Source organism: Streptomyces roseicoloratus (assembly GCF_004117935.1).
Lineage (GTDB): Bacteria > Actinomycetota > Actinomycetes > Streptomycetales > Streptomycetaceae > Streptomyces > Streptomyces roseicoloratus.
This window is the reverse complement of the sequence record NZ_SDOY01000118.1, coordinates 136163-148930: the sequence shown is the minus strand read 5'-3', so window position 1 is coordinate 148930 and position 12768 is coordinate 136163. Positions and strand designations below refer to the sequence as shown.

The 12768-nt window shown below is 71.4% G+C and carries 13 protein-coding genes and 3 tRNA genes; 8 read left to right on the top strand and 8 right to left on the bottom strand.

Annotated features, from left to right (window positions below; all coding sequences use genetic code 11):
* Positions 1-104: 104 nt before the first annotated feature.
* Entirely contained in the window at positions 105-563 is a 459-nt protein-coding gene (locus tag ESG85_RS16485; RefSeq protein ID WP_128979975.1) for a GNAT family N-acetyltransferase, read from the bottom strand.
* A 435-nt stretch (positions 564-998) separates the two neighbouring features.
* Between ESG85_RS16485 and ESG85_RS16480 the strand changes: the two genes are divergently transcribed.
* Positions 999-2120, top strand: a complete 1122-nt coding sequence (locus tag ESG85_RS16480) for a nucleotide disphospho-sugar-binding domain-containing protein (RefSeq protein ID WP_128979973.1) — start codon at positions 999-1001, stop codon at positions 2118-2120.
* A gap of 253 nt (positions 2121-2373) precedes the next feature.
* Here the strand turns inward: ESG85_RS16480 and ESG85_RS16475 are convergent, their stop codons facing one another.
* Positions 2374-2850, bottom strand: a complete 477-nt coding sequence (locus ESG85_RS16475; RefSeq protein WP_128979971.1) for a MarR family winged helix-turn-helix transcriptional regulator — start codon at positions 2848-2850, stop codon at positions 2374-2376.
* A gap of 117 nt (positions 2851-2967) precedes the next feature.
* On the opposite strand from ESG85_RS16475, the gene ESG85_RS16470 reads away from it, so the two are divergent.
* The 5 genes from ESG85_RS16470 (at position 2968) to ESG85_RS16445 (ending at position 7154) form a co-directional block, all read left to right on the top strand.
* A complete protein-coding gene (locus tag ESG85_RS16470) occupies positions 2968-3384 on the top strand; it encodes an organic hydroperoxide resistance protein (protein WP_128979969.1) in 417 nt (138 codons plus the stop codon).
* A gap of 281 nt (positions 3385-3665) precedes the next feature.
* On the top strand, positions 3666-5723 hold the full coding sequence (locus tag ESG85_RS16465; protein ID WP_128979967.1) for a phosphocholine-specific phospholipase C: 2058 nt from the start codon (positions 3666-3668) through the stop codon (positions 5721-5723).
* Positions 5724-5793: 70 nt separating this feature from the next.
* Entirely contained in the window at positions 5794-6309 is a 516-nt protein-coding gene (locus tag ESG85_RS35910; RefSeq protein ID WP_246095078.1) for a hypothetical protein, read from the top strand.
* Entirely contained in the window at positions 6309-6587 is a 279-nt protein-coding gene (locus ESG85_RS16450) for a hypothetical protein (RefSeq protein WP_128979965.1), read from the top strand. Before ESG85_RS35910 ends, ESG85_RS16450 begins: the two co-directional genes overlap by 1 nt.
* Before the next feature lie 69 nt (positions 6588-6656).
* On the top strand, positions 6657-7154 hold the full coding sequence (locus ESG85_RS16445; RefSeq protein WP_246095077.1) for a hypothetical protein: 498 nt from the start codon (positions 6657-6659) through the stop codon (positions 7152-7154).
* Positions 7155-7590: 436 nt separating this feature from the next.
* On the opposite strand, the gene ESG85_RS16440 is transcribed toward ESG85_RS16445, so the two are convergent.
* From ESG85_RS16440 to ESG85_RS16420, 6 genes are all read right to left on the bottom strand, one after another.
* A complete protein-coding gene (locus tag ESG85_RS16440) occupies positions 7591-8388 on the bottom strand; it encodes a hypothetical protein (protein ID WP_128979961.1) in 798 nt (265 codons plus the stop codon).
* 310 nt (positions 8389-8698) lie between these two features.
* Complete coding sequence (locus ESG85_RS36625) at positions 8699-8833, bottom strand: hypothetical protein (RefSeq protein WP_281288049.1); 135 nt, start codon at positions 8831-8833, stop codon at positions 8699-8701.
* Positions 8834-9301: 468 nt separating this feature from the next.
* Complete coding sequence (locus ESG85_RS16435; RefSeq protein WP_128979959.1) at positions 9302-9856, bottom strand: Uma2 family endonuclease; 555 nt, start codon at positions 9854-9856, stop codon at positions 9302-9304.
* A gap of 536 nt (positions 9857-10392) precedes the next feature.
* Positions 10393-10469 (bottom strand) — tRNA-Ile (locus ESG85_RS16430).
* A 162-nt stretch (positions 10470-10631) separates the two neighbouring features.
* Positions 10632-10707 (bottom strand) — tRNA-Asn (locus ESG85_RS16425).
* A 5-nt stretch (positions 10708-10712) separates the two neighbouring features.
* Positions 10713-10785, bottom strand: a tRNA-Asn gene (locus tag ESG85_RS16420).
* Between the two features lie 137 nt (positions 10786-10922).
* On the opposite strand from ESG85_RS16420, the gene ESG85_RS16415 reads away from it, so the two are divergent.
* Both ESG85_RS16415 and ESG85_RS16410 read left to right on the top strand, forming a co-directional pair.
* A complete protein-coding gene (locus ESG85_RS16415) occupies positions 10923-11207 on the top strand; it encodes a YtxH domain-containing protein (RefSeq protein ID WP_128979957.1) in 285 nt (94 codons plus the stop codon).
* 21 nt (positions 11208-11228) lie between these two features.
* The gene (locus ESG85_RS16410) at positions 11229-12668 is read left to right on the top strand and encodes an FGGY family carbohydrate kinase (RefSeq protein WP_128979956.1); all 1440 of its coding nucleotides are present in this window, start codon (positions 11229-11231) and stop codon (positions 12666-12668) included.
* Positions 12669-12768: the final 100 nt, after the last annotated feature.

Sequence of the window (12768 nt, the reverse complement as noted above, 5' to 3'; positions counted from 1 at the left end):
CGGGGCGGGGGCATCGGGGCCGGCGGGGGCGTCGGGGCCTGCGGGGGCTCCGGGCGCGGCGGGGCCTGCGGGCGTGGCGGGGCCTGCGGGCGTGGCGGGGGTGCTCACGCGGCGTCGGCCGTCAGGTCGTAGCGCAGCTCCGGGCGGGCCCAGTGGATGTGCCCGGTGGGCCGGACGGTCCCGGTGCGCCGTGCGCCGGTGCGGAGGTAGAACTCCTCGGCGGGCGGATGGGCGACGACCCGTATCGAGTCGAGACCGGCGGCGCGGCCCTCGCCGATCATGTGCTCGATGAGCATCCGGCCGATGCCGAGACCCTGGGCGCGGTCGGCGACGAAGGCGAGGTCGAGCTCGGCCTCGTCGAGCAGGAGCGCGTAGAAACCGAGCACGCGGCCGTCGGCGTTGACGGCGACGTGGACGGGGTGGTGCTCGATGTACGAACCGCCGACCTGGTAGCCGTCGACCATGGCCGCGTACTCGCCCGCGTAGGCGGAGGACGTCCGGACGAGCTGGGTGAGCCGCTTGGAGTCGGCGGCGGTGGCACGCCGCAGGGTGATGTCGGGCATGAGGCGAGTATAGGAGCGCCTGAGTGGATGGCTCCTTACCTTTTCGGCTCGGGGCGAGCCGAGGGAGTGGGCGCCGGTATGCGCTCGGGGCGAGCCGAGGGAGTGGGCGTCGGTATGCGCTCGGGGCGAGCCGAGGGAGGCGCCGGCGTGCGCTTGGGGCGAACCCCGGGCCGAGGTCGGTCAGGAGCCGGGCGGGACTCGGGTGGGTCGGGCGGGCCGGGAAGCGGGCGGGGCGGGCTCGGGATCGGCTCGGGATGAGCCCGGGGTCGGCTCGGGGAGCGCCAGGGATGGGCTCGGGGTCGGCTCCGGATGAGCTCGGGAAGAACGTCCGATTATCGATCCCCTCCGGAACACCCGCCGCCCTCCCGCGAGTTCGCGTGGAGGGGCGGCCCGGCACGGCTCGTCCCCGCCCCGCCGACCTCGCAAGGAGACACCGTGCGCGCACTCTTCACCGGACCGGCCTCGGCCGGCCACCTCTTCCCGATGATCCCGACGGCGCAGGCCCTCCGCGCCGCCGGCCACGAGGTGCTCTTCGCGAGCTCGCAGCCGCTGGACCGGCTCCGCGAGTCCGGTTTCCCGATCGTCGAGATCGGCGACGGCCGTGACATCCGGGAGGTCTTCGCGGAGGCCACCAACGGCGAGGTGCGCTACGTCGCTCCCGAGCTCACGCCGGAGCAGATCCTGGACCGGGCGGCGTACGCGTTCGCGGCGGTCTCCCGCCCGACGGTCGACGACCTGCTCGAAACCGCCGACGGCTGGGGCGCGGACCTGCTGGTGCACGACTCCTTCCAGGCCGCCGCCCCGCTGGTCGCGGCCAAGCTCAAGATCCCCTCCGTGATCCAGAACTTCGGCGTCACCTCCGGCCTCCACATGGTGCGCCGGCTCGCCGACCACTTCACCGAGGCGTACGAGACGTACGGCGTGGCCGGCCCCGCCGAGGCCACGGCGCTCGACATCATCCCCGCCTCGCTCGGCGGCGACGAGGGATCCGTGCGGATGCGCTACGTCCCGTACAACGGCGGTGGCACCATCCCCGCCGAGCTGTTCCGCCGCGGCACCCGGCCGCGGATCGTGGTGACCCTGGGCACCGTGCTCACCGAGATGGACGGCGTCAACGCGATCGTGCGCCTGACGGAGGCGGCGGCGTCCGTGGACGCCGACTTCCTGCTGGCCGTCGGCGACGCGGACCTCGGTCCGCTGGGCACGCTTCCGGACAACGTCCGGCCGCTGCCGTGGGTCCCGCTGGCCGAGCTGCTCACGGCCTCCGACGCGCTGATCCACCACGGCGGGTCGGGCACGATGCTCACCGCGCTCCAGGCCGGGCTGCCCCAGCTGGTCCTGCCGCAGGGCGCCGACCACTTCACCAACGCCGACGCCCTCACCGCGACCGGCGCCGCCCTGCGCTCCACCGCCGAGGGCGTCGACGCGGAGCTCCTGACCCGCCTGGTCACCGACCGGACCCTGGCCGATGCCGCCACGCGCCTGCGGGCGGAGAACGACGCGCTGCCGACCCCGGCGGAAACGGTCCCGGCCCTGGAGGCCCTGGCCGCCCGCTAGGGATTGCCGGACACCCCCTACCAGGTCGGGACCCCGGCAAGGTCGGTGACGGAAGAGGGCCGATTCCGGCCACTTTCCGCCACCGACCAACGGGGAGAGCGGCCACGGGTCCCGGGCACGGGTCATCACGGATCACGGGTCCCGGATCACGGGTCCCGGGCCACGGGCCACGGGCCACTGGGCCACTGGGCCCCTGATCGTGGATCACGGGTCACCGGTCACGGATCACGGGTCACGGCTCACGGCTCACGGCTCACCCGCAGCCGAGCGCGCCCGCGTCCACGGCGTCCAGGCGGGCCGCGAGCGCGTGCAGCCGGTCGCGCAGCTCCTGGATCTCCTCCAGCTCGAGCCCGGTCGCGGCGGCGATCGCGCGCGGCACGCCGAGCGCCTTCCGGCGCAGCGCGGCGCCCTCCTCCGTGACCCGTACGGTGACGGAGCGCTCGTCCTCGGGGCTGCGCCGGCGCTCGACGTATCCGGCCGCCTCCAGGCGCTTGAGCAGCGGCGACAGGGTGCCGGAGTCGAGCTTGAGCCGCTCGCCGATGCCCTTGACGGGCAGCTCGCCGTGCTCCCAGAGCACGAGCATCACCAGGTACTGCGGATAGGTGAGGCCGAGCTCCTTGAGCGCGCCGCGGTAGACGCCGTTGAAGGCGCGGGTGGCGGCGTGCAGGGAGAAGCAGATCTGGTTGTCCAGCCGGAGGTAGTCCTCGCCGGTGCCGGTGGGTCGGTCCATGACTCCAGCGTACGGGAGAGGTGCATCACACTCAATTAAGTTGTGCACAATCTAATGGCGCGCTATAAATGAAGGGCACCCCAGCACAGGGCGGGGAAGAGGACGGAAGAGGAATCCATGGACGCCATCTACACCGCAGTCGCCACCGCCAACGGCCGTGAGGGCCGCGCCGTCAGCTCGGACGGCCACATCGACCTCCCCCTCGCCCACCCGGTGGCCCTCGGCGGCAACGGTCAGGGCACCAACCCGGAGCAGCTCTTCGCCGCCGGCTACGCGGCCTGCTTCGCGAGCGCCATGGGCGTCGTGGCCCGTCAGGAGAAGATCGACGTCTCCGAGGCCTCCGTCACCGCCGAGGTCTCCATCGGCAAGGACGCGGCCGACGGCGGCTTCGGTCTCGCGGTCGTGATGCGCGCCGAGTTCCCGGACCACCTCCAGGGCGAGGCCGGCCACGCCCTCCTGGAGAAGACCCACGCGTTCTGCCCGTACTCGAAGGCGACGCGCGGCAACATCCGGGTCGAGCTCGTCGTCGAGTAGCCGGACCGACACCCCCACACACCGGGGACGTGCACGGACATCTCCCGACATGCGAACGCCCCTCACCGGCAGGATCCGGCGAGGGGCGTTCGCTTGTGATCATTCACGTTCGGCCATGGTGGATTTTCACGTTCGAGTACGGGGGATTCGCTTCGTGTACGACGGGCAGTCATGGGACGGCCGCCGGGCGGAAGTTCGCGGGCGCTCTCCTTGGAGCGCCCCGTCACCGACGGCGTCCCGTACCCCTGCTCTCCGATCCCCCACCCCGGAGGAAGCTCCCCATGGCCGACCTCAATCGCCGCCGGTTCCTGCAACTCGCCGGCGGTACCGCCGCGTTCGGCATGCTGTCGAACAGCATCGCCCGCGCCGCCTCCATACCGGCGCAGGGCACGACCGGCACGATCCAGGACATCGAGCACATCGTGGTCCTGATGCAGGAGAACCGTTCCTTTGACCACTACTTCGGCGCGCTGAAGGGCGTACGGGGCTTCGGCGACCCGCGCCCGGTGACGCTGCCCAGCGGGAAATCGGTCTGGAACCAGGCGGACGGCGCCGGCAGGGTCACCCTGCCCTTCCGTCCGACCAGCGACAAGCTCGGCATGGAGTACCTCCAGGGGCTCAACCACGACTGGCAGGGCGGCCAGAGCGCCTTCGACAAGGGCCGGTACGACAACTGGATCCCGGCCAAGACCAAGGCCACCATGGCGTACCTCACCCGCGAGGACATCCCGTTCCACTACGCCCTCGCCGACGCCTTCACCATCTGCGACGCGTACCACTGCTCGTTCATCGGCGCGACCGACCCCAACCGCTACTACCTGTGGACCGGCCACACCGGCAACGACGGCATGGGCGGCGGCCCCGTCCTCAACAACGCCGAGGCGGGCTACGGCTGGACGACCTACCCCGAACGTCTGGAGGCGGCCGGGATCTCGTGGAGGATCTACCAGGACGTCGGAGACGGCCTGAACGCCGCCGGCCACTGGGGCTGGATCAACGACGCCTTCCGCGGCAACTACGGCGACAACTCGCTCCTCTACTTCGACAACTACCGCAACGCCCAGCCCGGCAACCCGCTCTACGACAAGGCCCGCACGGGCACGGACAGCAAGAACGGCGAGGGCTACTTCGACCGGCTGCGCGCGGACGTGCAGGCGGGCACCCTGCCGCAGATCTCCTGGATCGCCGCGCCGGAGGCCTTCTCCGAGCACGCCAACTGGCCCTCCAACTACGGCGCCTGGTACATCGCGCAGGTCCTGGACGCGCTGACCTCGAACCCCGACGTGTGGGCCCGTACCGCCCTGTTCGTCACGTACGACGAGAACGACGGCTTCTTCGACCACGTCGTCCCGCCGTACGCCCCGGGATCGGCCGCCCAGGGCCTGTCGACGACCCCGACCACGCTCGATTGGTTCCCGGGCAGGACCGGCTACGCGGCCGGCCCGTACGGGCTGGGCCCGCGCGTCCCCATGATCGTCGTCTCTCCCTGGTCGACCGGCGGCTACACCTGCTCGGAGACCTTCGACCACACGTCGATCATCCGCTTCATGGAGACCCGCTTCGGCGTGCGCGAGCCGCAGATCTCGCCGTGGCGGCGGGCCGTGTGCGGCGACCTGACCTCGGCCTTCGACTTCTCACGCTCGCAGACCGCGCCGGCCGCGCTGCCCCCGACGGAGGGCTACTACCCGCCGGACCGCAACCGTCACCCCGACTTCATGGCCACGGCCCCGGCCGTCGGCACGATGCCCCGCCAGGAGCCGGGGGCGAAGCCCACCCGCCCGCTGCGCTACGCCCCCTACGTCGACGGCGCCGCGGACGTCACGGCCGGCACCTTCCGCCTCACCCTCAGCGGCGGCCCGTCGGCCGGCGCGCAGTTCTACATCACCTCGGCGAACCGTACGGACGTCCCGTGGACGTACACGACCGAACCGGGCACGTCCCTCTCGGATACCTGGAACACCAGGTACAGCAAGGGCCTCACCGACCTCACGGTCCACGGCCCCAACGGCTTCCTCCGCCGCTTCCGCTCCCCCGGCAAGACGCCGGTCCCGGAGGTGAGGGCCCGCCACAACGCGACGACCGGTGCCCTGGACCTCACCTTCACCAACCCGGGCCCCTCCACCACCGTCACGATCACCAACGCCTACGAGGGCACCCCGAAGACCCTGACGGTCCCCCAGAACGCGACGACCACCCACACGCTCGCCCTCACGGCCTCCGCCCGCTGGTACGACGTGACGATCACGTCCGCGTCGACCCCGGACTACCTCCGCCGCCTGGCGGGCCACGTGGAAACGGGCGCGCCGGGGGTGACGGACCCGGCGATCATCACGTACTAGGCAGGTGAGGAGGGGCGGATGAGTACGCGTGCTCATCCGCCCCTCCCGGGGCCTGCGCTTAGCTGCCACCATGCAGCAGCCGAACACCCCCGAACCCCCCTCCGAACCCACGGAGGCACCCGAGGCGACCCGGCCGACGGAGCCGACCGAGGCGCGCGAGCCGGCCGAGGTGACCGAGCCGACCGAGACGACCGGGCCAACCGAGCCGACCGGGCTCGCCCAGGCAACCGGAACCCCCGCCGAACCGGACGCGCGGACGACGGGCGGCGGCTGGGTCGCCCCGCTCGTCTCCACGGTGATCACCCTCCCCGCGGGCTTCCTGGCCCTGATCAACGCGATGCTCTCCCCGATGGCCTGCGACCCGTGCGGCCCGGCGGAGAGCCGCCGCTTCACCGAGAGCTTCCTGCCCGCCTTCTGGGTCTTCGCCGGGGGCCTGGTCCTCTCCCTGGCGTTCCTGACGACGTCCTGGTTCCTGCCCCGCCGCGTCCGCCACACCGCCCGCCGCATGGGCTTCGCGGCGGCGGCCCCGCTCACGGTTCTCGTGAGCGTCGTGATCTTCAACGCGATGGTCGACTGGCCTCGCTGATGGAGCACACGACCTGGTGGCAGGCCCCTCTCACGGCGACGCTGATCGGTCTGCCCCTGCTGGTGGGCGAGATCCTGATGTCCGGCGGGATCGGCGGCAGCACGAGCGTCGCCGAGAAGCTGCTCTACCTCGCCGTGGTCCTGCTCGCCGTGGCGTGGCTCCTTCCACGCCGCCGCGCGTGGCGCGTACCACGCTTCGTGGCGGCGGGATCGGTCCTCGCGATCACCGCCCTGCCGATTGTCACCGCCGTGCTGATGGGCCTGGCCATGACCTCGTAAGGTGCACCTCGTCGATCGGACGAAGGGGAGGGTGGCAGCGCCATGACATCGAGTACGGGAGCCTGGCGGATGAGCGACCAGGAGGGCGGCGTGCTCGCGGCCCGCTGGTGGCAGTGGGCTCTGTCGGCCCCGGACGACCGCAGCCCGGTCGCCGACCGGACCGGCGAGCACGCGGACTGGCGGCAGCCCGACGACGTGTGGTTCCTCGCCGGCACGTACGGCGGCCAGGTGGTCCGCCGCTGCGAGATCCCCTCCGACCGGCCGGTGTTCTTCCCGGTCCTCAACATCCACCACACCAAGCAGCACTCGCGCGTCCCGCTCAAGCTCGACGTGACGAACGCCGACGCCCACCTCAACGGCGTCCCGCTCCCCCTCCGCGAGTTCACCGCGCCGCTCTTCCGCGTGGACCTCCGCATGCACCTCGCCTGGGGCGTCTGGGCGGGCATCGCACCGCTGACACCGGGCCAGTACGTCCTGGAGATCAAGGGCAGCACGTCGGGCGGCTTCTGGATCGACACGACGTACCACCTGACGGCCACGGACCAGGCAGGCTCTTCCGGGCGATGACCGAGCCGGCTTGCGCCACCCTCCGTACGGCCCATGCCGAACGGTTCGGCCGCGGGAGGAGTCCCTTCCTCGCGTCTACCGGCCGGGGCGCCGGGTCGGGTCGGGTCGGGTCGGGTCGGGTCGGGTCGGGGAATGATCGCCCCGTGGGTGTGATGTACGGCTACGTCTCCGCGACGTCGGCTGGCCGGGACGGGTTTCCACGTCGTGGCCTCCAAGGGGTTCGACGCGACGACTGATCTCGAAGCGATCGAGGGGAGCGGAACTGACTGCCGTGGCGCAGCACCGGGTCGAGGACCAGGGGTCCGGCGAGGCCGACAGGATTGCCTGCCTGCTGCACGAGCGGGCGGAACTCGTTCCCCTCCCGCCTCCCTGCAGCAAGGAGAGCGTCCCTCGGACTGCGGCCCGCCGCACTCCCCCCTCTCCTACCGGCTCCGGCTCACAAGGCGAGCACGGGCCGGGTGGAGAAGTCCTGGCAGAGACCCTCGCCGTCGGGGCCGTACACGAACTCGGCCATGGAGGGATTGCGGTTGGCGGTGGCGAGGGGGAGCCAGGCCAGGAAACTGCCGTACCCACCGCACACCGACTCACCACCGTCGCCGCCGTGTACCGCGGTCACATCGCTTGTCAGCTCCGCGTCGTACGTGTCGTGTGCGATGCGCAGACCGAAGGCATTGAGCTGGTTCTGTGGTCCGGTGCGATCCCCAGAGGGACAGCGGTCGAGGGGGCATTCGTCACCCCAACGGAACAGGGTGCCCGCCGTGGCACCGCAGGCGTGCTCCCACTCGTCGGAGCTCGGCATGCGCAGACCGCGGGCCGCCAGGACGGCCGGCATCTCGGCGGGCGGCTCGGTCAGCCTCTCGGCCTCGACGGCCATGAGAACGGCGGCCAGGGTGACGTTCCGGCGCGGACTGAGCTCCCGCGCCAGGTGAGCCCTCAGATCAGCGCCGCGGCCGAAACCCTGCTCGACGCTCTCGGCGTAGTCGGCGACCTGTTCGGGTGTGGGTTGCCACGCGTCGAGGTCGAATCCGACAGCCACCGTGCCGCCGGGTACGAGAGCGAACTCCTGCCCCCTCCACTCGATCCGGACGCGGTGCAGCGGTGCACCGAGGTGCTCCGTGGTCTCGACAGAGACCACCTGGCCGCTCACCGTGTCAGCGGCCGCCTGGGCGACACGGCGTGCGGTGGGCAGGTCGACAGACCGCCACTGGTCGAAGGCGAGATCGGCGAGGGACATGGACCGAAGTGTCGCACCCACGTACGACACAGGCCGTCCCCGACTTTGGGCTCTGGGCTCTGGGCAGAACGCCGAGGGTTGCCCTCCCCGTCGCCCCAGGTGGACAGCTGTCCGGTTCGAGCGGTTCATCCGGCATGGAGGGGGGCCGACCTTCGGTCGTCTCCCAGTGACCGAGGCAGCGATTGCCGCTGTGCCCGGAAGCAGCGGGCGCGGCGAATTCCGCGGCGTGCACCGCGCCCACGTGCATGCAACTGACGGTGAAACGGATGGGGTGACGATCCAGCGCGGGGAGCGCCGGGACTTCACCACGTCATGTGACACATACCCAGAAGCGGTTGTCCCTGATGCCGTTGACACCGATGATCTCGGTGGCGGCGCCACCAGCGATCTCGAGGAAGTCATCGGCGTTGCCGGCCTTCACCAGCGGCTTGGCGGTGGTCTTCACGCCGCCGAGCGCCTTGATCCCCTTGAAGCCCGTGACTCCCGGCACGAAGACCGCCGCGACGTAGGCGACACTTGGTGTACTTCCAGGCCGCGCCCCAGCCGCCGGCCGCCATCATGGGACCGTCAGCCGACGCGGCACGCCGGTTCGCCCGGGGACCGGCAGGACCCGCCCGCCGTTCAGTACCGCAAGCACCGTCCGCTGGGCGGCCGGGTCACCGGGATGCATCGCCTCCAGGACCTGCTCGCACCAGACCGGAGTCCCGAGTTCGGGCGCAAAACCGGCGAGCGCCCCATACCGCTCCCCATCACCACCAGCTCCGCGTCGACGCGCTCAAGGGGGACGACCGCCGGAATCAGCCTGACAAGATCATCGACAGTCGGTCGCGGCCTGAAATCGTCACTCACACCCCGCGCTTCAATGACCACCGCTGACACGCCGGCTTCATCCCGGCCACCAGCAGTCGGCTCGTCAGCGCGCGCCGGTCTCCGGTTCGGGTCGGGGCAGCTCGTCCAGGTCGAGAGTGAAGGTGCGGCCGTCGGCCAGATCGATGGGGAGCTTGCCGGTGCCGTACTTGTGCGTGTGCGCCGCGATGTAGCCGGTTCCGGTGGGCTGCGTGTGGACGACGACCTCCGCGGCGTACGGGTCTACCACCAGGTAGACGGGGATGCCGTAGCGGCCGTACTTGGCGGTACAGTCGTCGTAGTCCTTGCGCGCCGAGGAGACGGACACCACCTCCGCGATCAGCAGGACGTCCTCGAAGCTATAGCGCTTGCCCACCCTCTGGGAGTCCTCGCGCAGGATCGCGAGATCGGGAGCGGAGTTCTCGTCCGCCGGGAAGTCGAGATAGACGTCCGAGACAGTCTTCGCGTGGCGCCCGAGCGACACGATCGTGTCGTACTGCAACGACTTGATCGTGCTGGAGTGCTCCAAGCTCTGCGGAGTCATGATCACCTTCCCGTCGGCACCGAAGAAGACCGTGTATCCCTCGGGGAACTCGGTGTGCATGATCGCCTCGACGCTCATCAACGGCTCCTTCCCGTTGTCCCCAGAATACGGTCGGCGCGCGCCGTAGCCGCGATCCCAGGCGTCCTGCATGGGTACCGACGGGCTTGAGGTGGCCGGCGCCAGGCCGGCGACACGGTCGCCGACCGTCCAGGGCGCACCGACGACGTCGAGGTGCCGGCGAGGCGCAGCCTGCGCGGCCCGGCACGACGGACGGTCACTCTACGTGACCAAGTCGCCGTAGTCTTTACGCACCGAGGAGACGGATCGAAGCGGGCGGTCCGAGACTGCTGAGCAGCATTTCCCGGGACTGATCAGCGGCGACAAAGGCACGGACGTTCCGCGCGATGTGCGGCGTGTCATATCCAGGAGCCGTGGGATCGTCGTGGGATCATCGATGCGGCCATCACCCCACGCTCCACCTGAAACCGCAGGTCGAGAAGGTACGGCCCTTACGAGGCAAGCCGCGGGCACCCGTTTCGCTGCACCACTGGGAGGCGACCGCTGCACGCGAAAACACCCCTTCAGGGCGTTTTCACAGGTCAGAACGTTTTTCTTGGTGGGGCGGGTGGGACTCGAACCCACGGCCGACGGATTATGAGTCCGCTGCTCTAACCGGCTGAGCTACCGCCCCGTACACCACGGCACGTACAAGTGTGCGCGCCGTCTGCCGCAGCATAGCCGCTCATACGATCTCCTGCTCCGGATGGGCGGCCCTGCCGATCTGGAAGACTGCCCAGGCGGGCCGGTGGTTCCACCGGGAACGAAAAAGGACCCCGAAGGGTCCTCTTCCGTGTGGCTCCCCCGGCTGGACTCGAACCAGCAACCCTCCGGTTAACAGCCGAATGCTCTGCCAATTGAGCTACAGGGGATCGCGCTCCCCCGACTGGACTCGAACCAGTAACCTGCCGGTTAACAGCCGGCTGCTCTGCCAATTGAGCTACAGGGGATTGCTGCGTTGCGACGAACGGTCCCACCTCCGGCCTTGCCCGGGGGGCGGGCGCTCGCTGCGAGACATAGATTAGCGCAAGCAGGGGGGTGCTCCGCCAATCGGTATCCCCAGGACGCTCCAGGGAAGGATCGCAGCGTGCGGTACAAGCTGGTGTTCGTCGCCGGACTGGGCCTCGGTTTCCTGATCGGGACCCGGGCCGGACGCGAGGTGTACGAGCGGATGAAGAAGTCGGCCAAGCAGGTCGCCGAGAACCCCGCGGTGCGCAACGCGGCCGAGTCCGCCGCGCAGACCGGGCGGCAGGCGGCCGGGAAGGCGTTCCACGCCGCCGGGGAGCAGGCGCAGAGGATCCGGGCGCGGCGCAGCCACAACGGCCAGGTCGCGCAGTACGAGGACGACGACTGGGGCACCAGCAACACCTGACGTACGGCAGAATCATGTGCCATGGGGATAGTCGCCGGTCTGGACAGTTCTTCCGATTCCACGCGCATCGTCGTCTGTGACAGCGAGACGGGTGCCGTGCTGCGTCACGGCCATGCCCCGCACCCCCTGGAGCCCAAGGCCGTGGACGTCGATCCGCAGGCCTGGCTGCTGTCCCTCGGCGAGGCCGCGACCGGCGGGCTGCTCGAAGGCGTGCAGGCCATCGGTGTCTCCGCGCAGGGCCACGGGCTCGTGCCGCTCGACGCGCAGGGCGGGCTCGTCCGGCCCGCCCTGGTCGGCAACGACAAGCGGGCGCAGGTCGCCGCCGCCGATCTCGTCGAGGGCCTCGGCGGGCGGCAGGCGTGGACCGAGGCCGTCGGGAACGTGCCGGCCTCCGGGCTTCCCGTCGCCAAGCTGCGCTGGCTCGCCCGCACCGAACCCGAGCACGCCCAGCGCGTCGCGATGATCCTCCAGCCGCACGACTGGCTGGTCTGGCAGCTGCTCGGCCGCCCCGCGCGCCGCACCACCGACCGCGGCGCCGCCTCCGGCACCGGCTACTGGTCCGCCCGCAACGGCGCCTACCGGCCCGACCTCGTCGAGCTCGCCCTGGGCCATCAGGCCGCGCTGCCCGAGGTGCTCGGGCCCGCCGAGGCCGCCGGGACCACGCCCGAGGGCCTGCTGATCTCCGCCGGGACCGGCGAGACGATGGCCGCCGCCCTCGGCCTCGGGCTCGGCGTCGGCGACGCCGTCGTCTCGCTGGGCGCCTCGGGCTCCGTCATGGCCGTCCACCACGAGGCCCTGACCGACCCCCACGGCATGATCACCTCCTTCGCCGACGCCGCCGGCATGCACCTGCCGGTCGTGCACACCTCGAACGCCGTACGGGCGCTGCGCGGCACCGCCGAGCTGCTCGGAGTCGAGTCGCTGGAGGAGCTCTCCGCGCTCGCGCTCACCTCGACGCCCGGTGCCTCCGGGCTCGTCCTGCTGCCCTACCTGGAGGGCGAGCGCACCCCGCACCTGCCGCACACCGCCGGCACCCTCGCCGGACTGCGCCGCGAGTCGATGAAGCCCGAACACCTCGCCCGGGCCTCCTTCGAGGGCATGCTCTGCTCGCTCGCCGACGCCATGGACGTGCTGCGCGGGCGGGGCGTCGAGGTGCGCCGGGTGTTCCTGCTCGGCGCCGCCGCCGGGCTGCCCGCCGTGCAGGCCATGGCGCCCGCGCTGTTCGGCGCGCAGGTCGTCGTGCCGCAGCCGGCCGAGTACGCGGCCCTCGGCGCCGCCCGGCAGGCCGCGTGGGCCCTCGGCGTCTCGCAGGGCGCGCTCTCCCCGACCGCCCCGCCGGCCTGGCAGGGCGCGGCGGCGCAGGTCTTCGAGGCGGGCGAGGAGCTCACGGTCGGGCAGGCCGTACGGCAGCAGTACACGGCGACGCGGGAGCAGATCCACCCCGGCGCGTTCAGCGCCTGAGGCCCGGCCGCCCCTGCGTCTCCCGCGCCTGCGGCGTCCGGGAGGCACCTGACGCGCGCCCGTCCCTGCGTCGCCCGCGCCTGCGGCGTCCGGGAGGCGC

Coding starts and splice junctions, on each gene's coding strand:
- ESG85_RS16485 (WP_128979975.1), bottom strand. CDS start 563: ATGCCCGACATCACCCTGCGGCGTGCCACCGCCGCCGACTCCAAGCGG.
- ESG85_RS16475 (WP_128979971.1), bottom strand. CDS start 2,850: ATGGACCGACCCACCGGCACCGGCGAGGACTACCTCCGGCTGGACAAC.
- ESG85_RS16470 (WP_128979969.1), top strand. CDS start 2,968: ATGGACGCCATCTACACCGCAGTCGCCACCGCCAACGGCCGTGAGGGC.
- ESG85_RS16465 (WP_128979967.1), top strand. CDS start 3,666: ATGGCCGACCTCAATCGCCGCCGGTTCCTGCAACTCGCCGGCGGTACC.
- ESG85_RS35910 (WP_246095078.1), top strand. CDS start 5,794: ATGCAGCAGCCGAACACCCCCGAACCCCCCTCCGAACCCACGGAGGCA.
- ESG85_RS16450 (WP_128979965.1), top strand. CDS start 6,309: ATGGAGCACACGACCTGGTGGCAGGCCCCTCTCACGGCGACGCTGATC.
- ESG85_RS16445 (WP_246095077.1), top strand. CDS start 6,657: ATGAGCGACCAGGAGGGCGGCGTGCTCGCGGCCCGCTGGTGGCAGTGG.
- ESG85_RS16440 (WP_128979961.1), bottom strand. CDS start 8,388: ATGTCCCTCGCCGATCTCGCCTTCGACCAGTGGCGGTCTGTCGACCTG.
- ESG85_RS16435 (WP_128979959.1), bottom strand. CDS start 9,856: ATGAGCGTCGAGGCGATCATGCACACCGAGTTCCCCGAGGGATACACG.
- ESG85_RS16410 (WP_128979956.1), top strand. CDS start 11,229: ATGGGGATAGTCGCCGGTCTGGACAGTTCTTCCGATTCCACGCGCATC.